The following is a 22,266-nucleotide window of genomic DNA, read 5'->3' as shown; positions in this document are numbered from 1 at the left end:
CGCGGGGTGGAGCAGCCCGGTAGCTCGTCAGGCTCATAACCTGAAGGCCGCAGGTTCAAATCCTGCCCCCGCAACCAAATATCTTCGCGTTATCAAACACTTGAGCGCCGCCCTCCGGGGCGGCGTTTGCGTTTCCACCATCCGTGGAAGCACTGTGGAAGCAAGAGGGGCCGAAGTCCTTCATATCGCTTCGTAAACGGATTGCGTCAGTCTGGATCTGCTTCCAGGCGCCGACCGTCGGGCCAAGCTCACAGATCGAAGACATCGCGCACCTGCTGCCGGATCTGTGCGGAGTCGATCGCGCCGTCCATGCGGTTCTGTGACGTCACAAGCCGCTCGCCCTTGGCGTTCTCGCGCCCATTCGGCTGCAGATCCATAGCCTTGTACCACTCGAGCTTCTTGTCCCACCTGTTGGAGTAGGTCGGGTCCGAGAGCATGCCGAGGTGCTCCCAGTATACCGTGATTCCTGTCGCTGGATCTTCGGCCGTGAAGTCGGGATAGCGCTCAATTCCGTCTGCACCGTGCAGCGCCTTCTCGTAGTGGTATTCGATGCCCTCCGCGTTGAGGGCATCGGCGACGACCACCTCCGAGATCGAACGAACAAGCTCGCCTCTGGCCGTCCGGTGGATCAGACCACGTTCGAGGAACGCGCCGCTCGGTTCGGCAAGCATGTCAGGGTCAGTGAAGAGGTTCGTGTAGCGCCGCGCCACCTCAGAGTACTTCGCTGAAGTGTATGCCCGAAGGTCGGTCGGTTGTCCTTGTACGAAAAGCACCACCCGGTCAACTTGACGCGTGAGCGCCGTGTAGATGAGTTCCCGGCCGAGAATGAAGCAGGGCTGCGGGATGACGACGAACACCTGCTCGAATTGACTCCCCTGGCTCTTGTGCACGGTGAGCGCGTAGGCGAGCTCAAGCACTACCGCGCCCTCGTCGCCGAAGTCGCTTGGCCAGTACACGAACGTGTTGCCAGGTTGGGTGCGGAATTCGACGTCGAGCCGTTCAGGAGTCTTGCCGTCCCACGCTTTTCCAAACTTCGCCTGGCCTACGACAATTCCGATCTCGCCGTTTGATACGAGCTCCTTTCGCCGACCCAATACGCTGCGCGACTTGTTGGTGGTCGACATGACCTTGTCGCCATAGATGATCCGTTCTGCGCCACTGGGCCGAGGCGTTCGAGGCCGGCGGCCGTCGGCGAAGCGGAGGGCGTCTCTACGGAATCGCTCGTGCAGGAATCGGTTCAGCTCTTCAACCCCGTGGCCCTTCCCGCGAACGGGCGTCAGCACCTGCCAGCTTTCGCATCGCTCCGCGGATCCGGGTTTGTTCTTCTCAAGCCACGTGGCGTTGAAGAAGACGCCATTGTCGGTTCCTACGCCTCCGAGCGAGATGCCAAAGCCGCGCTCGTCATGGTCGTGCTCGACCTCTGGGACGTGTTGGACGAGCGCTTGGAGTAGCGCATCCTTCAACTCTTCATCTGTCTGCCATGTGCGCACTTCGACATGTCCATCCGTCTCGCCGAGGGTCATGCGAGCCCAGATTTCGTCCGCTCCAGGATCCGGCGCCTCGTCGGTGAACCAGGATGCCAAGAGCAGATCATCCCGACCTGCCTTGCCCTTGCCGGTCTGCCGACGATGCACCGTCAGCTCTGCATAACCAGGCCCTACTCGTGGGAAAGGTGGTTCCCTGTCCTCGTCCCACGGGCGAAGCTCCCTCGTCAGATCCACGAGAGGCCGCCCGGCACCGATCGGCGGGAGTTGTCGGTGGTCGCCTACAAGGATGATCCGCTTCGGGCCTTTGAGCGCGTCGAACACTGCGGCGAGCATGTCCTCCGTGACCATCGAGGCTTCATCGATGATCACTGTTCCGGCCGCCTCGACCTTTGGAGTGTGCGAAAGGCGATACCGCTGCGTCTCGGGGTCGAACCGGTCCGGCAACAGGAACTGCGCAATGGTCAGCGCCTTGAGACCCTCGATGTTCTGTTGCATCTGCACTCGCGCTTTGCCGGTGGGTGCCAGGAGAAGGATTCCTTCGCCGCGCACTTCCGGGAGGTCGCAAAGCATCTGGAGGAGCCGGGTCTTCCCAGTTCCGGCAGGCCCAAGGAGCAGCGAAAAGCGCGCCACGAATAACTCTTCAAGCGCGGCGGCTTTCTCCGTCCTTGCTAGTTTCTCTAGGGCGGCTTCGTCGGTGTCTTCAGGGATCTTCCCCAATGACCGGTCGACAAGGTCGTGCCAGTCGTGGTTGGCTTCATGCCGACGACCTTTCTGTCGACGGCTGATTTGCCGCCGCAAGAGGTCGTCGATCTCGCGTCGTTCACCAAACTGCCAAGCCCGCGTACCGTCCGACAACGATGCATCGAGGATCTCGGGCGCCATGACTGGGTCAAGCAGAGGCAGCAAGTCCCGCGTTGGCCGGCAAGGCGGATCGAGTTCGAGCGCTCGAATGGCTTCGAGAACCTGGTTGACCGGCAGCAGGGTATGGCCGGTCGCCTCTGCCTCCGAGAGGACGTGAACTGCCAGCGCCCTAACTCGCCTCGGGTCCTGGTCGCCCTCCAAGCGGCTGATGTCGGGCAATGGGAAGGTCTGGCGGACCGACTTGTCAGGAAACATGCCGCGGTCAACCGTGCCGATGCTGACCGCATCGAGCCTAAACCTGTCGGCCTCGAAAAGACGGTAGGGATTTCGAAGAACGTCTTCGTCCGTCAGGCTGTTTCGGCTTTCCGCGTTGAAGAAACGAGATGCCTGTTCGATCGTGAGGCTGAATCTAGATAAGAGCTTCAAGAGCTCGTAGCGCTCTTGCGGCAGCGCAGCGAGTCTCTTGCCGTCTAACGGCTGCATTTGTGAGGCGACCGCAGGCGATAGAACCGCGCCCGGATTCTCGAAAGCGCGTGAGACGAGTGTCCACGGGTCCTCCGTCCAATGACCGTCGACGCAGTGTCGCTGAGCAAGGTCCATCGCTAGCAGCGTCCCATACCGGACCTCGAACGCGTGAAGCGCGCTCCCGAGCCCCGGGAATGCTCCGCGGAGTTCCCAAAGCTCGGCGAGGCGTTCGGAAATCCACTCGAGGTGACGGTCCCATGCGCCGGGGATGTGTTGCGCGATGACGCGCACCTTGTCGGCCAACGACAGAAGGCTCGCAATGGCGAGATCGTGGTCGACGTGCTCTGCAACGTTGCTGAACGCGTCGAAGCCTTCATCCGGTGCAAAGGCGACGAACTGAGAAGGGTCGATCGTCCCGTCTCGCTCGGCCAAGGCAAGAAGCTTCTGGTACGGAAGCACGAAACCGTCGAAACCGTCGGGCCGGATCGAATGGGAAACCGCCCGTTCCCACATGAGGCCGCGTAGCTTTCCTCCCGTGTCGCCGCTGTATGCATGCTCCTGAGCGGGGCCAACAGACGTGATGCGTCCCACGCCTACCAGAACGCGGCGCGGGTCATCGGCCAACGGCGTCCGCTTGGCGTACAAGAAGATGAGCGACTTTTCGGGCGCCACCGCGCTGAAAAAGGTGTCCAGCATGATCTGCTGGTTGGCGAAGTCATTGACCCACACCGTCTCGAACGACAGCTGCGGTTCGCGCGATATGTCGAAGGGCAACGCGAGCTCATCGGCGATGGCTTGTGCGTCTTCCTTGCGAGTCCAGCGAAACGGGATCGTCTGCACGCTATATGGAGGTAGGCGAAACTCGTTCTCGGCAAAATGGCCGTGGGTCTCGGCTGAAGAGTCGGCGAACGGGTGACGGCTGCGAAGCGAATACGGCTTGGCATTTAGAGCTGCTCCGCGCTCTGCCAGACATGCCGGTATTTCGGCCTCGCTGAGATCGGACCAGGCGCTGCCGGCAACGTCTTCCTCGGCAGCAGCATTCCTTTCCTCACGGATCCGTTTGAGGACCATGCACCAGCTGTTCTTCGATGGCGCATTGCACACAGTGCCACTCCAGCCGGTGTCGTGCCATGGAAGCCGAACGGAAAGGTGTCGAACCGGCAGCTGTTTCGCAGCGCTATGCATCATGAACTTCCCTCGGCTTGACCTCTGCCAACCAGCGTGGTGGCCGGAGCGCTCCCGCTTGATCCTGAGACCTTCGAAATGACGGATCGAAGAAAGGTCGTTGAACGGGCCGATGCGGTCCATCTACCCGCTTTCCATGCGTGTGCGGCCTCTCAAGGCGGCTGGGCAATGCGAGGCGGTCGAAACTCACGATGCCGAAACATCTTGATTGGAGTCGTCGTCGCTACTGGCATCGACTTCGATGATCGTCTTTAGGTCAGCGATGTGTGTCTTCGTGAAGTAGATGGTCGCATTTTCTTGTGCGAGAACCACCTCCAACTCATTCCCCGCAAGCTCGAGGAACATCTCCAACATGAAGTCCTTGGTGCTGTTGGCATGTCGAAACATGGCGGCGTGGTTTGGACACAGCGCAAGGTAGTTCTGGAGATGTCTCTTTTTCAGACCTGATAGAAACTCAACCCGTTCGAAGTATGCAGAACCATCATCGAGCTTGAATGGCATCGGTTTTTTGCAGACCTGGCAGAAAAGCTCGTCATCCGTCACATACTGCTGCAACAAGTATTGACCTGCCTCGGCTTTGACGTCTTCGCGGCCAACCGATACGCTCCGTGTCCGTTCTTCTGTGCGCCGTTCCGGAGCGTCAGCGGCCATCTCGCCCACCCGCGACGCTCGACGTTCCGGATTTGCTGGAGAGTGGTCGGGGAGCTCGTGCGCTGCGTTACGCTCCCAATCGGTCAAGAATCGCTCTTGTTCCTCTGGCGGAAGAGATGCAAAGCGCTTCGCTCTCTCCAGGGTCGACAAATCGGAGAAGCCTAATTCGCGCGCAAAATTTTCCTTCTGGCGTTGCTGCTCTGATCGCTTAACGACGTCCTCACCCCACTTCACCGCCTTCAACCATCGCTGGCCAGGATCAAACGAGAAGCCTTCAGGGAGTGCATCCCGCGAAGCTTCCGAGGGTCGTACAAAGGACTCATGTCCCTGCGGCACCCAAGCAGCAGACCGCAATACATGGACGAGGGAGGACGCAGCTTGTCGAGAGCCAGCACTCGCGTTTCGGCGATAGGTCGCTACCAAGTGGCGTCCATCGTTCGGGAGCGCGGCCATGGTTCGCCAGACCAGCCTTGAGAGCGCGAGCGTGGGCTTCTTCAGGAGATCTGCCAAGCCCTCGATTTCGTAGTCGCGATCAATCGGGGAGGTGTGACGTTCCCCACCAACCTGGCTCAAATAGTTCCATTCGCGGTTCTGGTAGCAACGGCAGGTGGAAATTTGAAGCTCGCCAATCGCGCCAGTGGCTCTTGCAAACGCCGCGACCTTCTTCGTTGGGACACCAATATTTTGGTAGAACAAGCTGTCTAGTGCGGATTCCTCAGCTTCGTCGGCCTGAGCATCGTAGTAGGCTCGCAGTCCAGTGTCCAAGAAGGGAGCGTCGAGGTAGACACCGTTTGGCGTGCGCCACTGATCGTCTTCGCACTTGAAAACAAAGTGATTTTTGAAAAGGTTCGCTGTCGAAGATTCTTTTTCGACAAGAGCAACAAAGCGCTTAAAGTCCTTTTTATAAGTTCTTTCCGATGGGTTTTCGGCGTCACGAGTGTAACGCTTCTTGAGGATCAGTTCGACTTGCTCTGCCTCACCGACCACACGGACACCAATCTCTTCAAGAAACTTTCGAGCATTGTGTTGTTGCGCCTTGCCTCTGCCAGAGGTGTAGACCTCCGCAGTTACACGCGGAAGATCGCTATCATCCTGGCCACCTTCATCTGGAAAAAAACACTCTTTTCCAACTCCATACTCACCAGAGAAAAGTCTAACGATCTTTGAATTCCTGAATTGATAAAGTCCACCCTCGCTTGTGAGCTCGCTATATAGGAGGGCGTAGAGCTGCTGGTGCCAATCATTCGGCTTTGAGGAAAGCCACTCCATGAATTCGCCATCTGGACCACTCACCCAATATGGTGGGCGAGACACATAGCGCTGGCCATGCGATGTGCGATCAGTGAGAAGATCAACGAACTCTTCCAATCCCCATTCCTGAATTTCCAGCGAGTCGAGAAATCGGTCCGCATTGGTGTTCTTTTGCGTTGCGCCAACTGACCAGAGGAGAGGTGCATCGGCATCTTCGACAAGAAACTCGAGATCTTTCTCGGAGAGAAGGCTTTTCAATGACGCCTTCGCTTGCAGAAGCCTTTTGGCGGGAGCGTGAGACTTTCCGTGCGTAGGCGTAAGCACCTCATTGTTCATTTCATCAATGATTGCCGTCCTTATCGCTTGGTATCGAGCAGGGATTGAATCCTGCTTGTTCGGCAAGACCGACAGAAAATCCAACGTCAGCAAGCCATGGTCGCGGACCTCGTGAAGGGAAGCCGCGGCGAGACCTGCCAACTGCTCGAACAGCGGTTCGTTTGCAGGTGTTTCCTTGATGCTCGCTCGGCTTAGTTCCGGCACAAATGGAGCATGAAGATGGAACCGCAGGCCGGACGTTTCTTTCTCCGCCGGGAAGAACACCGCAACCTGACCTGGAACCGGTACAATCTTCATCTGCTTTGCGATAGGGGCGTGCGGATCGAAGGCCTTCACGTCAGGAAGGAATTCGAGTGCAAAGGCCGTCGCGACTTTGTGCTTCGTCTCCCTCGTCAGTCCCTCAACGGGCTGCGCGAACCTCAAGAAGTGAGAACTGGCGGTAGTTTCGCCATTGGTCTCCTTGAGAACTTCGATATGGTTCTCGGTGTGTTCGATACGAAGGACCGTGCCCCCTCCGCTGTCACCTATTTTCCAGGAGATCGAGTGGAGGTGGTTGAGGAAGAGCAGAGTGGTTTCGGCGAGATCTCGGAGGCCGCCTTCAACTTCCTTGTAGGCGACCTCCCTTGGCTTCTTGGGGTTGTTGAACGGGAATTCGAAGCGTGTCTTTCCTTGAAGATCGCTGCGATCGCTCATTAGCGACGGCAAGACAAGTTCTTTGATCTCGAAGGAATATGTTGGAGACCAAATTCTAGGTGACTCCGTATAGGCGAACACTGCTTTGAAGCCTACACCGAACCGTCCGATAGTATCGACGTCATCGAACTTTGTACCCTCGCCAACATCCGTAATACCGAGGATGTCCGCTTCGGAGAACGGCCGACCGTTATGCTCAAATGACAGGCAGTCCCTCCGAAGTTCGAAGCCCACCTCAGTTGCTCCGGTGTCTTCCGCGTTCTGTAGAAGCTCAAAAATGAAGTGAGCACTGTCGGGATAAAGCTCCTCGACGATGCGTCTGATGCCGGTGTGCTTTTTGAGAACCTTTGCGAGATCGACTCGCTCTTCGCGCACGTTGTTGATGACAAGCTGCTTATCTTTTGCGGTCGACATCGCCTTACCCGACCCCCACTACAACGGTTCCGAAAAGCACGGGCGCTGCCCTAATGTCGCCAGTATTCCCCGCCTCGCGCAGTTCAGTGACGCGCCGATCAAAATCCGCATTTGCCCGAGCAAGCTCGCTCTGCTTCATGATCCGGATCTTCTCATTCGTGGCCTTCGTGATCTGATCTTCCAGGGCACGGACCCGAGCGCGGTGGCTGACGGTGAGGCTCTGTACCCTATGTTCAGCCAGCTCCTGGTTCTGAGCGATGTGGGATGCCTGGGCCGCCGTCCATTTCGCGTGATGCAAAGCATCGAGATCATCAAAGTCACGCGATGGTGCAGCGCGTTGCTCGATTGGCTCGATTGCCGTGTGAAGGATCTTCATTAGCGCTCCCTCGACGACGGGATCATCGGCTACTGCAACGAGCTCCTCGTCCGGCTTGATGCCGAACTTCCGCCATCTGTAGAGGGCAAAACGGTGAACACCGGCCGGCAGACCGTCGGAGGCTTGAAGCGTGCATTGCATCGCATCGTTGGTTTCGAGGTAGCGCGCTGCTTGCCTTACCAGTGGATGCAGTACCGTCAGATGAGTCACCTTCGGGTCATCAGTTGCTGTCTCCTGATCGAAGGTGACAGCGATGCTCGGAGTCCCGCCTTTCAGCCACTTCTCCCACGCGTTGGAGATCGGATCCGCGCTGCGCTTGAGCAGCTTGAAGTCGGCTAGTAGCGCGCTGCGCGCGTCCTGACTCAGGCGAAGCGTCTTCAGTGGCTTGTCTCCGAGCAGGTGTTCGTGGTCCGAGCCTGTCCGAGATTTCAAGTAGGTTGAGACGCATTTCTGAATGGCGTCCGGCGAGAGCCACTCGTTTTCCGCATTGTCGATATCCTCACGCCAGGACACCTTTGGGACATTCAGGCCGAACAGCTCTGACTCTTTCTCCTCGAGTTCCTGCTCTTCGCGAATACGGCGAATGCCGTTGTCAGCCAATTGTTGAAGTCTGCGGGACCGCTCTTCATCGGTCAGAACAAAGCTTTCTGCAATATCGTGAATTTCCTGCGTGACCCGACCGAGGATCTCCTCGCTCCCGCCTACGGCGTGCTGAAACACACCGATCCGCATCAGGCAACGCTCGTAGATGTCAGCATCGACGGTTCCAGGCGTGACAAGGTTCACGATACTGACGGTCTCACTCTTCTGGCCGTATCGGTCGATTCGGCCGATACGTTGTTCGATCCGCATCGGGTTCCAAGGAAGATCGTAGTTCACTAGGAAATCGCAGAACTGAAAGTCCAGGCCCTCGCAACCGACCTCTGACGACAAGAGCACGTCGAGCGCATCCGGGTTTTCTTGTGGCAGGGAGAAGCGCTTCCGCAGAGATGCACGCTCGTCATCCGGGATGTTTCCATGGATGACGCCGTAACGAAGCCCCGCATCCTCAGTGTGTCGGGCGAGGTAGGCGAGTGTGTGGCGGAACGTACTGAACACGAGGGCTTTGTTGTTCGCCAGCCGTGTTTTATCTGTCAGTGTGCGGACGAATGCTTCGATCTTTGGGTCGGTTGGATCAAGTGACTCCGCTCTACTGATGAGGTCTTCGATTTCTTGCCGGATGCCCTCAACAAAGCTCAGGTCAACCTCGTCGGCGCTATCGGCGGCTTCAATGAGCTCAAGTTGATCAAGTTTACGGTTCAGGATGTCGGAGAGCATTGGTGCAAGCCCATATAGGCAGCTAGCAGCCTGCCTGCGAATGGTGGTCATCATGAACTTGACGTTCTGCTGACCGTGGGATCGGGCGAGAATGCGGGCAACGACGCCTAGAAGATCATCGTGGAGCGCTTTCTGGTCGTCGGTGAATTCGACTGTGAGCGTTTGGGGCTTGCGGCTTGTGAATTCGCCAATATCCCGGCGGCGTGTGCGGTTGATGATCGAACTGAACGTGTACAGTTCCTCCAGTTTCCTGGTCAGAGCGACACGCTCCTCATCTGGAAGTTCAATCTCGTCTCGCAACTTGTCGAAGACACCTTGAAACGTCGGCCCTTCCCTAAGAAACAGCCGCCCCCATTCAGTCTCTGTGGCCTGTCTGAGTTGCTCACTTGCTTCTTGTTGCCACTTTGGTCCTTTTTCCCGACATAGCCGGACCGCCTCATTAATAAATCGGTTTGGCTCCGCCATCTGCTCGAAGCTGTTGCGGTCGATCACAAGGTCGGGGCGGAGCACATTGAGTAGTGTGAAGAGGTCCTGGCTGCCGAGCTGCACGGGAGTTGCAGTCATCAACAACACGGCACGTGCGTTATCGCAGAAGTATCGGACTCCCTGATGAAGAAAAGTGTCCGAATTCCGGATGTGGTGCGCTTCATCCACAATCACGAGGTCGAATGCTGGGGCTGGGTCGAGAGCCAGGAGCCCGCGATCTCTGCGCCGCTTTTTCGTCTCGGACCCGAAGATGAGATCCGAATCAAACAATGAGAAGGGGAGGATGGCTTTCTCATATTGCTCGGGCCACTCGCCTTCGAGATCGGTCTCATGCAAACAGTGCCGAAGCAACGCGCCATCGAGATGAGTAAAGTTCTCGTCGAAGCGTTTTAGCTCAGTTTGCCATTTTCTTTCAGCGACCAGCGCCTTGGGGCAAATAACGAGCACGGACGAAATATCCATGCGGGCGCGGAGCTCTTTGAGGATCAGGCCGGCTTCGATTGTTTTTCCAACGCCGACTTCGTCCGCGATCAGCAAGCGGGGGCGGTCGGAGCGTATGAGCTTAAGAACGGGTCTGTACTGATAGGGGACGAAGTTGACTCGACCGGAGCGCAACGAGAACAGATTCGCCGTCGATGGTGACAGCAAATGAAGTGCAGTAAGCCGCGCGCGGAACTCATCTATTGAGATGGACGGTTGCTCGCCAGCATCTCCCGCCACGGCCTGCAACTGGCTTTCATAATAGGTGGCTTTTGCTCCATCCTGGAAGACGCAGTACCTGGTTTCTGGCCCGCCGATGATCACTTCGAGCACGGGAAGCTTGACTGAGTTGTCCGAGCGCAGAGCCACGACGTCGCCGACTTTGAACAGGTGCATTGGCGCTTCGGTTGGGGGAGCTTCGGTGGGGCCCGTGACGGTGTTCGCGTCGCTCACCGCCGCGGAAGCCGTTCCGCCTGCGCCGTCGGTCATTCTGGCAAGCGCGGATTCCTTGACTGCCCGAACCGCGCTCATTGAACCCTGATGGGCTCCAATAAGGTTCAAGAGGCGTCCCAGCGTATCTGCATCCCGGTATATCTCGCTCGCGGGGGTTTCTTCCGCAGACACGTGCGCCCACTTGTTGCGCACGGTTTGGAGCTCCTTCACCCAGTTGCGGGCTTCACGGGGAAGATTGCAGTTGCCGGATAAGTCGTACCAGTTCTGGTCAAGGACACGCAGAAGTGCGGCGAAATCCAACTCTCGCAATGAAGAGATGTTTTTCTCGCCGATGACACGCTGCTGTTGGAAGCTGAGGCGATCAACAACGTGCTTTGCCCACCAGTCCTCGGACAGCTCCGGGAGCTTCTCTTGTAGGAAGCGCGCGAGATCGGACGTCGCTAGTCTCAGTTCGTTATGCATCTTTCTATCCGATGGAGCTCAAGCGACCGACTTCCGGTACGCGGGCGAAACCGGCGTCTCTGAGCGTCGAGGGTCCGATCGATGAGACGCGCCGTCGTTGTCGATCCCGGACCAGTGCTGTTTGATGCAGCATGCGAGCACGCCCTCTCTGCCGTTGAAGCCCTACGCAAACTAGCGTATCAACGGAAAAATCCGCGAACAAGCGGATTGACAGGGAGAAGCAGCGATGAACCGGCCATGTCCGCCGACGGTGTGACCTTCGGCTTGGCGATTTCGAAGGCCCGCAAGGCACTCGGTCTCAGCCAGAAGGAGCTCGCAGCGCGCGTGATGAAGGAAGAAGGTGGTGGGTCGATATCCCCGCAGTACCTCAGCGACATCGAGCACGACCGACGCAGCCCCAGCTCGGGGCACCTGATCCGCCAGTTCTCCGGCATCCTGAACATTCCGGAGGACTACTTGTACGCACTCGCAGGCCGGCTGCCGGATGATCTGCGACCGGATGCGTCAACCCCGGACAAGGTCGTCAAGGCCTTCGCCAATTTCAGGAAGACGTTGAAAGAGTAAGGAGGTTTGCATGGTGAAGATGATCCGTGACAACACGGGCCGCTTTGCCGAGCGACCCTTCTACCGCGAGCGGGATCTCGACGATGAATGCGAGAGGCTGATCCGTGATCTTTTGATGAAGCGCCACGGAAAGGTCGACTATCCCGTGGCGACCGACGATCTGACCGTTCTCATCGAGATGCACCACGCGGACCTCGACCCGTACGCCGACCTGTCCGCCTACGGCGCAGATGTCGAAGGGGTGACTGAGTTCTTCCCCGACCGCGGGCCCAAGGTGTCCATCTCCGAACGGATCGCGGCCGACGAACGGCGCGAGAATCGCTTCCGCACCACGCTCACCCATGAGTTCGGGCACATGAAGTTCCACGGGCCTCTCTGGGCGCAGAAGTTCGCCAACGGCGACCTGCTCGAGCGCGGCGTGAATGCGAATAAGGCGATCTCCAAGCGCGACAATATCCTGGACGCCCCGCAGTCCGACTGGATGGAATGGCAGGCTGGCTATATCAGCGGCGCGCTGCTGATGCCGGCCACGCCGGTCCGTCGCCTCGTTTCCGACTACTGCAGCCCGCGGGAGCTGCATGGCGATATCCATGTTTCGACGGAGCATGCCGCGCGGCTGATCCAGATGGTCATGGAGCGTTTCGCGGTTTCCGAAGAGGCCGCGCGCATCAGGCTGCTGAAGCTGAACCTGATCACTTCGGCACGCGGACAGCCCTCGCTATTCGGCCGCTGATCGCGAATCCGCGGAAGTGCGTATTTTTCGATTGACTCCCCTCCGGCGCGATATACGCGGATTAGCAGATCAGCCGATACATGGAATCGCCAGAAAGGAGATCGCTTTGACTGCACTGTCCGCCTTCCTTCGCAAGACGCCCGGCGAGGCGCTGCGCGAATACTTCGACCAGCCGGAGATCGGCCTGCCCACCGAGTTCGACTGGCCCGCATCGGACGCCGACCTCTCCGGGCCGCTTCTCGGCGCCATCGAGAAGATGTCCCGCGTCCAGCGAGACCGGATCTCGAACGACGCCGAGCGCGTCCATGCCCTGTCCGACGAGCCGGGGCAGGCAGCGATCTACAGTGTGGCCGAGGATCCCGCCCTCCTCGACGGGCTCGCGAACCCGCACGCGCGGTCGCTCTGGATGTTCCTGAACGCGCAGGACCGCTTTCGTCATGCCGAGGAAGTCCGCTTCACGGAGGACCGCCGGCGCGGTCGGATGTGGGCCGGCTACATGACCGACGCTGGTTGTGTCATGCAGCGCGACGCGTCGGCCCGCCTTGCCTTCGTCTCCGCGATCAAGGAGTTCTCGGGCGCCGCCCATGCCCATGTCGACATCTTCGACCGGGTGAGGACGACCCATGAGGGCGACGAATGCGACCTCGTGCAGGTGACGATCTACCGCGAGGGACGGCCCGACGACCTGCTGCGTTTTGACGACAGGGGATCTCTCGTGCGGCAGGCCTATCGTCCCGTGTTCGAGGCCGCGGTGACCTACGAGCCCGCCACCGGTGGCATCGAGGTGATCGCCAACGACAAGGAGACGCGCGGCGAGATCGTGAAGGCGACGGTCCCACATCTCCTCGGCATCGAGTTCAAGGAGAACCGCCTGCCGCTGCGGTGCTATGATCTCTCGGTCCTGCTGAAACCGTATGACTTTCCGGTCGACCCGGAGGACGGGATCGAGGGCGTCGAAGTGCGCGAGCTGCGTCTGATGCCGATCGACGACAGCGATTTCAGGGTGACGCTGGAGAAGCCCGCGCGCGCCGACGAGACGATCTGGACGAAGGCGGAGGAGAGGTTCGGGGATCGCACGCCCCTGAGCGAGGGGTATGTGGTCACGCGGGCCAAGATCGCCGTGAAGCTCGCCCGCCGCCCGGGAGGCGACAGGCGGCGCACGCTGACCCTGACGATCACGTGGCCGCATGGATGCGACCTTAAGGATCGGACAGCCACCGAGCAGATGATCGGCGAGAAGTACCTGCGGCGCTGGGGGATCCTGGTCGATGACCTGCAGCTCTTCGAGGATTGATATCGCCGCCCGCCGACTGCTCTCGTCCATCGCCGGAACCCGCAACGCGCGGGTTTCGGCCATGGCGCTGGCGCACATGCGCGGCGCCGGCAAGGCGCTGATGGACGCCGGACTGATCGTGCAGCGAGGCAGCTTGATGTCCGTCGTTGCCGATGACGATCTGGACGACACCCCGACGTCCGTCATCGCCCACCCGATCACCGGCCATCATGGTCATCTCGGCAACGCAGTCTGGCACGACGAACGGGCGAGCGCCCGCCGCCAAGTCTATGCGCTGGACATGGCGGCGGCAGCTCGGCGGGTGGTCGCCCGGCTCGATTGCTCACTGGGCAAGGACCCGGTGCCGTATCTCGAAGGCGCGGTGCTGGATTTCGGGACGGCGCGGATGCCGAAGCGAAGGGCCCGTGTCGGGATCTGGGTCGCTCGCGGTCTGACGACGCCGGCCGTGTTCGAGGAGTTCCGCCAGCTCGTTGACCGCCGCCCGGCCGATGGGCTTCGGGTGGTCCTCGTTCTCGACCCTCCGGATCGGCATCGCTTCCGCTTCGTCCGGTGCCACGAGTTCGTCGCGCTGGCGGACGTGGTCGATCATGAAGATGGTCTTGCCGTCGCCCCTGAAGTCCTGAGCGCACGCCTGCTGAAGGGTCCGTCGCATAAAGGCCCTGTCTGGGTTTCCGGCGACGGCGGCGTGCTGATCGTGCATGGCAAATGGCACGAGTTTACGGGCGGCAAGCAGAAGATCGCGGTCGCCATGCTCGCCGAGGCCAGGCTTGACGGGGATCCGGTGCTGCCCGTCGCGCGCATCTTGGAGGAAGCCGAGTGCGGGCCTTCGGTGAAGCGACTGAAGAATCTCTTCGACGGCCACCCCACGTGGCAGGAGGTCATCCGGGAGAACGGTGCCAGCGCATGGCTCGAGGTGTGACGCCACCAAAATCACGACGATCAGGCCGTCCTTCGGGGCGGCCTTTTTCGTTTTCGGAGGCCCCGATCTGCATTCCTCCCGTCTCCCCTCCCTCCGCCCTCCCGATCTCCTCCCCTCGCACACCCCAGTCTCGTTCGCAGGCATTCGGCCAATCGCGAAGGAGACGACGATGTCAGTCACGCATCTCAACCAGGTCGAGCTGGCGGCTCGATGGAAGATCAGCCCGCGCACGCTCGAGCGCTGGCGTTGGACCGGTGAGGGCCCCGCCTTCATCAAGATCGGGGGGCGGGTCGTTTACCGGCTCGAGGATGTCGAGGCCTACGAGGCCAACCGGCATTGCTCGAGCACGGCCGACAAGCCCGCCGTGAAGCTGGCGTGAGGGGGGCGGCCATGACGATCCCCAACCGCATCTCCCTCGACGACATTCCCACCATGCCGGTCGGCGAGATCGCCGCTCTGCCGGGCGACCAGCTGGCCCTCCTGAAGCAGGACGCCGACGAGCGGCTGCGCGCTGCCAAGAGCCTCAGCGACTGGCTCGATGGCGCCATCGCGCTGAAGTACGGCGATCAGGCGCAGGACGCCCGCCGCGCGGAGGGCAAGGACACCGGCACCGTCCGGCTCCAGGACGGCCCGGTCACGGTGGTCGCCGAGCTCCCCAAGCGCGTCGATTGGGATCAGGCGATGCTCGCCGGTCTGGTCGAGCGGATCCGGGCCGATGGCGCCGACCCCGCCGAGTACGTCGACACCGCGTTCAGCGTCCCCGAGCGCAAGTACACCGCCTGGCCCACGGACATCCGCCAGGAGTTCGAGCCCGCGCGCACGGTCCGCACCGGCAAGCCCAAGTTCCGGCTTCTGCTCGGCGAGGAGGTGCGCTGATGGCCATCTCGCTCGCATCCCTGCGCACCTCGACGGTGCTGCGCTCGCCGCGCGTGCTGATCCACGGCGTCGCCGGTATCGGCAAGTCCACCTTCGCCGCGTCCGCCGACGCGCCCGTGTTCGTCCTCACCGAGGACGGCCTCGGCAAGCTGCAGGTGCCGCACTTCCCGCTGGCGACGACCTACGCCGAGGTCGCCGAGGCGCTCGACGCGCTGCTCGACGAGGACCACCCCTATTCGACGGTGGTCGTCGACAGCGTGGACTGGCTGGAGCCGCTGATCTGGGCCGAGGCCTGCCGGCGCAACGGCTGGCAGTCGATCGAAAGCCCCGGCTTCGGCAAGGGCTACGCCGAGGCGCTGACCATCTGGCGCGAGTACATCGACAGGCTGAACGCGCTCCGCGACCGGAAGGGCATGGCGGTTATCCAGATCGCCCACACCGACATCAAGCGCTTCGACAGCCCCGAGCACGAACCCTACGACCGGTACGTGATCAAGTTGCAGGCCCGCGCGTCCGCGCTGCTGCAGGAGCACTCGGACGTGGTGCTCTTCGCCAACTACCGGATCTCGGTCAGCAAGTCCGACGTCGGCTTCAACAAGAAGGTGACCCGGGCGCTCGGGTCCGGTGCGCGCGTCATGCACACCGAGGAGCGCCCCGCCTTCCTCGCCAAGAACCGCTACGGCCTGCCGGAAACCCTCCCCCTCGAGTGGTCCGAGTTCCTGGCCGCCATGCCCCAATCCGCTTGATTACGACTGAAAGGACAACACGATGGCACGTTTCGACACCGCCTTTGACGCCGCCGGCATCGAGCCCACCACCGCCTACGAGATCCTGCCCGCGGGCAAGTATCGCGCCCAGATCGTCGAGAGCGAGATGCGCGTCACGAAGAACGGGATGGGCAAGTATCTCTGGCTGATGCTCGACATCCTCGAGGGGCCGCAGCAGGGCCGCAAGGTCTTCGACCAGCTGAACCTGGTGAACGCCAACCCGACCACCGTGGAGATCGCGCAGCGCACGCTGTCGGCGATCTGCCACGCCACTGGCAAGCTGCAGGTGAACGACAGCGAGGAGCTGCACCTGATCCCGCTGACGATCCAGGTCGGCGTGAAGCCCCCGAAGGACGGCTACGGCGAGCGTAACACGATCCGCTACCTGGTGCCGGAGGCCCCGGCGCAGGCGAGCCCGCCGAAGCCCGCCGCCACGCAGCCGACCAGCGCGCCCGCGCAGTCGGCGCAGTCGGCGCCCGCCCGCCCGGCCACCGCACCCTGGAACCGCAAGAGCTGACGCCCTCGGCCGCCGCGGGCTGAGACTTGGCTCGCGGCCCGGACATCGCCAGACCCGAGAGACAGACCATGACCAACACCACCGACGCGGCCTGCGCGGCCGCGAACGCCCCCGGCTTGCCCGACGACACCCGTCGCCTGATCGAGATCGAGGACGCCATCGCGAAGATCCGCACGCAGATCGCGACCGCCGATCTGGCGCGGCAGCGGACGGCCAAGCCTATCGACCCCGACTGGTTTCACCGCGCGCGCACGGCGCTGCGTCACCTCAACCGCGAGCGCGCCGAGATCGTCGCCCGTCAGGGCGGCCGCCGCCGGCGCGAGCGCCTGAAGGACATGATCATCGCTGTTCTGCGCGAACGGCATGACAGCGCCGCCTGGACCGCTGTGCTGGCGGAGGCGCGGGCGCGGCTCGAGCGGGAGGAGGCGTGCTGATGGCCGAGCTTCCCGAACCCCCGACGCCGACCCTCTCCGCGATCTACGCCTCCTTCGAGGTGCGGCAGGGCGACGGCTTCCGCGACCACCTTGGCGCCTCGCTGATCGGCAAGTCCTGCGCCCGCGCGCTCTGGTACGACTTCCGCTGGGCGACGCCCGCGCGGCACACGGGCCGCATCCTGCGCCTGTTCGAGACCGGCCAGCTGGAGGAGGCCCGGCTCGCCCGCGACCTGCGCGCGACCGGCGCCACGGTGCTGGAGGTCGATCCCGAGACCGGACGCCAGTTCCGGGTCGAGGCCCATGGCGGTCATTTCGGCGGCTCGCTCGACGCCGTCGCCCTCGGCCTGCTCGAGGCGCCGAAGACCTGGCACGTCGTCGAGTTCAAGACCCACTCGGCGAAGAGCTTCGCCGAGCTGGTCGCCAAGGGCGTCGCGCTCGCCAAGCCCCAGCACGCCGCGCAGATGCAGGTCTACATGCACCTGACCGGCATCACGCGGGCGCTCTACGTCGCGGTCTGCAAGGACAGCGACGCGCTGCACATCGAGCGCGTCCCGGCCGACCCCGCGATGGGCGAGCGTCTGCTGGAAAAGGCGCGGCGGATCATCTTCGCCCAGCACCCGCCCGAGCGGATCAGCGCGGATCCCGCCTGGTTCGAGTGCCGGTTCTGCGACCACCACGGGCTCTGCCACGGCGAGGACGCCGCGGCTGTCACCTGTCGGTCCTGCCTGCATTCCACGCCCATCGAAGGCGGCTGGCACTGCGCGCGCCACGACCGGTTGCTCGACCCGGCCGACCAGCGTCGCGCCTGCGGCCGACACCTGTTCATCCCCGATCTCGTGCCCGGCGAGGTGACCGACGCAGGCGAGGACTTCGTCGCCTACCGCATGCGCGACGGCTCGGCCTGGACCAACGACGCCCGCGAAGAGGAGGCCGCCGCATGCTGACCCTGCGCCCCTACCAGCAGGCCGCGATCGCCTCGATCTACGGCTATTTCGAGAAGGAGAGCGGCAATCCGCTCGTCGTGATCCCCACGGCCGGCGGCAAGAGCCTCGTCATGGCCGCCTTCATCGACGGCGTGCTCAAGGCCTGGCCCGACCAGCGCGTGCTGGTCGTCACCCATGTCCGCGAACTGATCGCGCAGAACCATGCCGAGATGCTGGGGCTCTGGCCCGAGGCGCCGGCGGGCATCTACTCGGCCGGGCTCGGTCGCCGCGATGCGCGGGCCCGGATCCTCTTCGCCGGCATCCAGTCCATCCACGACAAGGCGACACGCATCGGCCATGCCGATCTGGTGCTGATCGACGAGGCCCATCTGATCCCCGGGCGGTCGAACACCATGTATCGCCGCTTCCTCAATGACCTGCAGGCGATCAATCCCGCGCTGAAGGTGATCGGTCTGACGGCGACGCCCTTCCGGCTTGACAGCGGCATGCTGCACGAGGGCGAGAACGCGCTCTTCACCGACATCGCCTACGAGGTGTCCGTCCGCGACCTGATCGATCAGGGCTATCTCTCCCCGCTCATCTCCAAGCAGACGCAGACCCGCCTCGACGTGACCGGCGTGGGATCGCGCGGCGGCGAGTTCATCGCGCGCGATCTCGAGGACGCGGTCGACCAGGACGCCATCACGCGCGCGGCCGTGGCCGAGGTGATCGCCCATGGCGAGACGCGCCGGTCCTGGCTCGCGTTCTGCTCGGGCGTCCGCCACGCCACCCATGTCGCCGAGGAGTTCCGTCGCCGCGGGGTCAGCTGCGCGACGATCTTCGGCAAGACGCCGAAGGACGAGCGTGACGCGATCATCGCATCCTTCAAGCGCGGCGAGATCAGGGCTCTGGCCTCGATGGGCGTGCTGACGACGGGTTTCAACGCGCCGGCGGTGGATCTGATCGCCATGCTACGGCCTACCAAGTCGGCCGGGCTCTACGTGCAGATGGCAGGACGGGGCACGCGGCTCGCCGAGGGCAAGGAGAACTGCCTCGTTCTCGATTTCGCGGGGAACGTCCGCCGGCATGGCCCCATCGATCTCGTGCGGCCGAAGCGTCCGGGCGGTCCGGGCGACGGGCCGCCGCCCACGAAGATCTGCCCCGAATGCGGGACCATCGTGGCCATCGCGGCGCTGGAATGTCCCGGCTGCGGCTTCGAGTTCCCCGGCCGCGAGGTGAAGCTCGAGCCGACCGCCTCGACGCTGGAGGTGCTGTCCACCGGCAAGCCGCAATGGGTCAGCGTCACCGACGTGACCTACGGCCGTCACGAGAAGCGCGGCGGGCGGGTCTCGCTGAAGGTCACCTACCGCTGCGGTCTGGCCTTCCACACGGAATGGGTCTGCTTCGAGCACGAGGGCTATCCGCGCCGGAAGGCCGCGAGCTGGTGGCGCGAGCGGGCGCCCGAGCTGGACGTGCCCGAGTCCGTCGATGAGGCGCTCATCCTGGCGGACCAACTGCGCCGGCCCACCGAGATCGCCGTCCGCCCCGCGGGCCGCTTCACCGAAATCACCGCCTACAGGTTCGCCCCATGCCTTACCGCCGTGCCGGGCTCTGCGCCGTCTGCCATCGAGAACCCCGCGGCTGGGGCTGGTTCGACGCGCGCTTCCGCGTCTCCGACCCGCGGCGCGACACGAGCCGCAGAGACCTCTGCAGCCGGGTTTGCCAGGACATCTGCCACCGGAGGTCGGGCATGATCGATCCGACCCCCAACGAGACGGCGGCCATGGTCGAGGGCGGCAAGGCCGGCGGCGCCTATCTCGACAGCCTCGGCCGGACCGATCTCGCTCAGCTCACCGAGGAGGAGTGGGACACCTTCGTCGAGGTGGTGGTCACCGGCTACTGCGATCACCTGCGTGAGCTCGCGGCCAAGGATCGCGCGCGGCTCGATCGCCTAATCCCGGAGGTGCCCTTCTGATGGCGGATACCTCGTGGATGGCGCGCGTCGGCGCGCGTCTCGTGACCAACGGCTACGCGATCCTGCCGATCGCGCCCGGCACCAAGAAACCCGGCCAGTTCGCCCGCGCGGCCTGGCACGACTACCCGCAGTGGAACCGGCATGCGAGCCGCGCCACGACCGAAATCGAGGTCGCGACCTGGTCGACCTGGCCCGACTGCGGCGTGGGTATCGTGGGTGGCGCGGTCGCCGCGCTCGACATCGACATCGCCGAGGACGGCGAACTGGCGCTGCGCATAGAACGCTTGGCCCGCGAACGGCTGGGCGACACGCCGGCGCTCAGGATTGGCAAGCCGCCGAAGCGACTGTTGGTCTACCGCACGGCCGAACCCTTCGCCGGGATCCGGCGCGCGCCGCTCGAGATGCTCTGCCTCGGGCAGCAGTTCGTGGCCTACGCCGAGCATCCCGGCACCGGCCGGCCCTACGCCTGGCCGGATGAGGGGCTCGCGGATCTCGACATCGAGAGCCTGCCCGAAATCGACGCCGTACAGGCTGCGGTCTTCCTCGACGAGACGCTGGCGCTGATCCCGCCCGAGCTGCGGCCGAAGAGCCTCGGCGCGAAGAGGGCGAACGGGGCCGGGCATCCGTGTCTGCCGGCCCACGCACAGGCCGGCACGCTGGAAGCGATCCGGAGCGCGCTCGCCTGGTTGCCGAACGCCGAGCTCGACTACGACAGCTGGATGCGCATCGGCATGGCGCTGAAGGGCGCGCTGGGCGAGGAGGGCGTGACGCTCTTCGCCGAGTGGTCGGCGCAGGCGGCCAAGAACGACCCGGCCGCGACGGCGAAGGCATGGACGAGCTTCAAGCCCGCGCGGATCGGCGCCGGCACGATCTATCACCTCGCCATGGAGAAGGGCTGGCGCCCCGACCCCGACCTGCTGCTCGACGGCAGTCAGAAGATCAGCGCGGGCGACGAGCATCCCGCCGCCGGTCTTCTCGCGCGGCTCGCCCAGCCCGAAGCCCCGATGCCGATCCTCCCGCCCGCGCCGTCCTTCACGCTGACGATCCCGGGCGGACTCGTGGGCGATCTCGCGCGCTACATGATCGACACGGCGCGCAGACCGCAGCCGCTTCTCGCGGTGGGCGCCAGCCTGTGCGCCCTCGGCGCGCTGATGGGGCGGCGCTACCGCACGGCGACCGACCTGCGCACGAACCTCTACATCGTCGGCATCGCGGACAGCGGGTCGGGCAAGAACCACGCCCGCGAGGTCGTCAACGAGCTGTTCTTCGAGGCCGGACTCGCGCACCACCTCGGCGGAAACAAGATCGCCTCAGGCGCGGGCCTCCTGACCGCGCTCCACCGTCAGCCGGCCATCCTGTTCCAGATCGACGAGTTCGGGATGTTCCTCGCCGCGGCGGCCGACCGGAAGCGCAGCCCGCGCCATGTCACCGAAATCCTCGACAACATGACCGAGCTCTACACCGCCGCGTGCGGGGTCTTCCTCGGCGCGGAATACGCCAACCGGGACGGATCGAACGAACGCCGCGACATCGTCCAGCCCTGCCTTTGCGTCTACGGCACGACCACGCCGCTGCATTTCTGGGGGGCGCTGCAAGGCGCCAATGTCGTCGATGGCTCACTCGCCCGTTTCATCATCCTGCCGAGCGAAGAGGACTACCCGGATGAGAACCGCCGCGCCGGGTTGCGCACGTCGCCGCGACCGCTGATCGAGGGGCTGCAGCGCCTCGCCGAGGGCGGCGGGTCGAGCGGCAACCTGGCCGGCCGGACCTCCGGGCCCGAGACGGCCGTCGATCCGATGACGGTGCCGATGGACGACGACGCGCAGGCGCGCTTCGACGCGCTGGGCGAGGAGATCACCGCCGAGCTCAGGGCTGCGGCCGGCACGTTCCAGACGCCGATCCTCGCCAGGATCGCTGAGAACGCAGCCAAGGTCGCACTCGTCTTGGCCATGGGAAGGGATGCGGTCCACCCCGTCATCCGGCTCGAGGAGGCCATCTGGGCCATCGACTTCGTGCGCCACTTCGCCTGGCGCACCATCGATGCCGTCGAGCGCCATGTCGCCGACACCGAGACCGAGGCGCATCTGAAACGCCTGCGCGAGATTATCCGCAAGGCAGGCTCGGCCGGCGTCACCAAGTCCGAGCTGACCCGCGCCTCGCAATGGCTCCGGGCGCGCGATCGCGACGACATCCTGCTCACGCTGGTCGAGAGCGGCGACATCGTGACGGTCGAGCAGGAGACCGGGGGTCGGAAGGCCATGCGCTTCCGGGCGCTGCGGTGAGGACCGGGACCATGCTTCCTTCAACGGCCCCCATCCTTCATTTGAAGGAAGTTCCCGCCCAAGCC

The 22,266-nt window shown here is 63.0% G+C and carries 16 protein-coding genes and 1 tRNA gene; 14 read left to right on the top strand and 3 right to left on the bottom strand.

From position 1 onward, the window contains the following. Positions 1 to 77 (top strand) — tRNA-Met (locus D3P35_RS19480). A gap of 171 nt (positions 78 to 248) precedes the next feature. Here the strand turns inward: D3P35_RS19480 and D3P35_RS19475 are convergent. The 3 genes from D3P35_RS19475 to D3P35_RS19465 all read right to left on the bottom strand — a co-directional run bounded on the left by D3P35_RS19475 (position 249) and on the right by D3P35_RS19465 (position 10,917). Continuing rightward, positions 249 to 4,121 carry an AAA family ATPase gene (locus D3P35_RS19475; protein WP_118136941.1) on the bottom strand — a complete coding sequence of 1,291 codons (3,873 nt, stop codon included), beginning with the start codon at positions 4,119 to 4,121 and terminating at the stop codon, positions 249 to 251. Between the two features lie 63 nt (positions 4,122 to 4,184). Next, positions 4,185 to 7,343: a sacsin N-terminal ATP-binding-like domain-containing protein gene (locus D3P35_RS26290; protein WP_157982228.1), complete on the bottom strand. Its 3,159-nt coding sequence runs from the start codon at positions 7,341 to 7,343 to the stop codon at positions 4,185 to 4,187. Positions 7,344 to 7,347: 4 nt separating this feature from the next. Then, positions 7,348 to 10,917, bottom strand: a complete 3,570-nt coding sequence (locus tag D3P35_RS19465) for a DEAD/DEAH box helicase (RefSeq protein ID WP_118136937.1) — start codon at positions 10,915 to 10,917, stop codon at positions 7,348 to 7,350. A 237-nt stretch (positions 10,918 to 11,154) separates the two neighbouring features. On the opposite strand from D3P35_RS19465, the gene D3P35_RS19460 reads away from it, so the two are divergent. The 13 genes from D3P35_RS19460 to D3P35_RS19400 all read left to right on the top strand — a co-directional run bounded on the left by D3P35_RS19460 (position 11,155) and on the right by D3P35_RS19400 (position 22,201). Further along, positions 11,155 to 11,481 carry a helix-turn-helix domain-containing protein gene (locus tag D3P35_RS19460; RefSeq protein ID WP_118136935.1) on the top strand — a complete coding sequence of 109 codons (327 nt, stop codon included), beginning with the start codon at positions 11,155 to 11,157 and terminating at the stop codon, positions 11,479 to 11,481. A 10-nt stretch (positions 11,482 to 11,491) separates the two neighbouring features. Then, positions 11,492 to 12,214 carry an ImmA/IrrE family metallo-endopeptidase gene (locus tag D3P35_RS19455; RefSeq protein ID WP_118136933.1) on the top strand — a complete coding sequence of 241 codons (723 nt, stop codon included), beginning with the start codon at positions 11,492 to 11,494 and terminating at the stop codon, positions 12,212 to 12,214. Positions 12,215 to 12,320: 106 nt separating this feature from the next. Beyond that, a complete protein-coding gene (locus D3P35_RS19450) occupies positions 12,321 to 13,508 on the top strand; it encodes a hypothetical protein (RefSeq protein WP_118136931.1) in 1,188 nt (395 codons plus the stop codon). Further along, positions 13,483 to 14,427 carry a hypothetical protein gene (locus tag D3P35_RS19445; RefSeq protein WP_157982227.1) on the top strand — a complete coding sequence of 315 codons (945 nt, stop codon included), beginning with the start codon at positions 13,483 to 13,485 and terminating at the stop codon, positions 14,425 to 14,427. Before D3P35_RS19450 ends, D3P35_RS19445 begins: the two co-directional genes overlap by 26 nt. A 169-nt stretch (positions 14,428 to 14,596) precedes the next feature. Next, positions 14,597 to 14,806 (top strand): AlpA family transcriptional regulator, encoded by a 210-nt coding sequence (locus D3P35_RS19440; protein ID WP_021096360.1) that lies wholly within the window; start codon positions 14,597 to 14,599, stop codon positions 14,804 to 14,806. Positions 14,807 to 14,817: 11 nt separating this feature from the next. After that, positions 14,818 to 15,303 (top strand): hypothetical protein, encoded by a 486-nt coding sequence (locus D3P35_RS19435; protein ID WP_118136927.1) that lies wholly within the window; start codon positions 14,818 to 14,820, stop codon positions 15,301 to 15,303. Continuing rightward, positions 15,303 to 16,049: an ATP-binding protein gene (locus D3P35_RS19430; protein ID WP_118136925.1), complete on the top strand. Its 747-nt coding sequence runs from the start codon at positions 15,303 to 15,305 to the stop codon at positions 16,047 to 16,049. The genes D3P35_RS19435 and D3P35_RS19430 overlap by 1 nt, the downstream gene beginning before the upstream one ends. A gap of 22 nt (positions 16,050 to 16,071) precedes the next feature. Next, positions 16,072 to 16,587, top strand: coding sequence for a DUF669 domain-containing protein (locus D3P35_RS19425; RefSeq protein WP_118136923.1), 516 nt, complete (start codon positions 16,072 to 16,074; stop codon positions 16,585 to 16,587). Positions 16,588 to 16,655: 68 nt separating this feature from the next. Then, positions 16,656 to 17,021, top strand: a complete 366-nt coding sequence (locus D3P35_RS19420; protein WP_118136921.1) for a hypothetical protein — start codon at positions 16,656 to 16,658, stop codon at positions 17,019 to 17,021. After that, a complete protein-coding gene (locus D3P35_RS19415) occupies positions 17,021 to 17,965 on the top strand; it encodes a PD-(D/E)XK nuclease family protein (RefSeq protein WP_118136919.1) in 945 nt (314 codons plus the stop codon). The genes D3P35_RS19420 and D3P35_RS19415 overlap by 1 nt, the downstream gene beginning before the upstream one ends. After that, entirely contained in the window at positions 17,959 to 19,698 is a 1,740-nt protein-coding gene (locus D3P35_RS19410) for a DEAD/DEAH box helicase (RefSeq protein WP_118136917.1), read from the top strand. Before D3P35_RS19415 ends, D3P35_RS19410 begins: the two co-directional genes overlap by 7 nt. Continuing rightward, positions 19,695 to 19,919, top strand: coding sequence for a DUF6511 domain-containing protein (locus D3P35_RS19405; RefSeq protein ID WP_118136915.1), 225 nt, complete (start codon positions 19,695 to 19,697; stop codon positions 19,917 to 19,919). The genes D3P35_RS19410 and D3P35_RS19405 overlap by 4 nt, the downstream gene beginning before the upstream one ends. After that, positions 19,919 to 22,201, top strand: a complete 2,283-nt coding sequence (locus tag D3P35_RS19400) for a PriCT-2 domain-containing protein (protein WP_118136912.1) — start codon at positions 19,919 to 19,921, stop codon at positions 22,199 to 22,201. The genes D3P35_RS19405 and D3P35_RS19400 overlap by 1 nt, the downstream gene beginning before the upstream one ends. Positions 22,202 to 22,266 lie beyond the last annotated feature (65 nt).

The organism is Oceanicella sp. SM1341 (genome assembly GCF_003448965.1).
Taxonomy (GTDB): Bacteria; Pseudomonadota; Alphaproteobacteria; order Rhodobacterales; family Rhodobacteraceae; genus Paroceanicella.
Note: the sequence above shows the minus strand (reverse complement) of the source record. Positions and strands in the feature narration are given on the sequence as shown.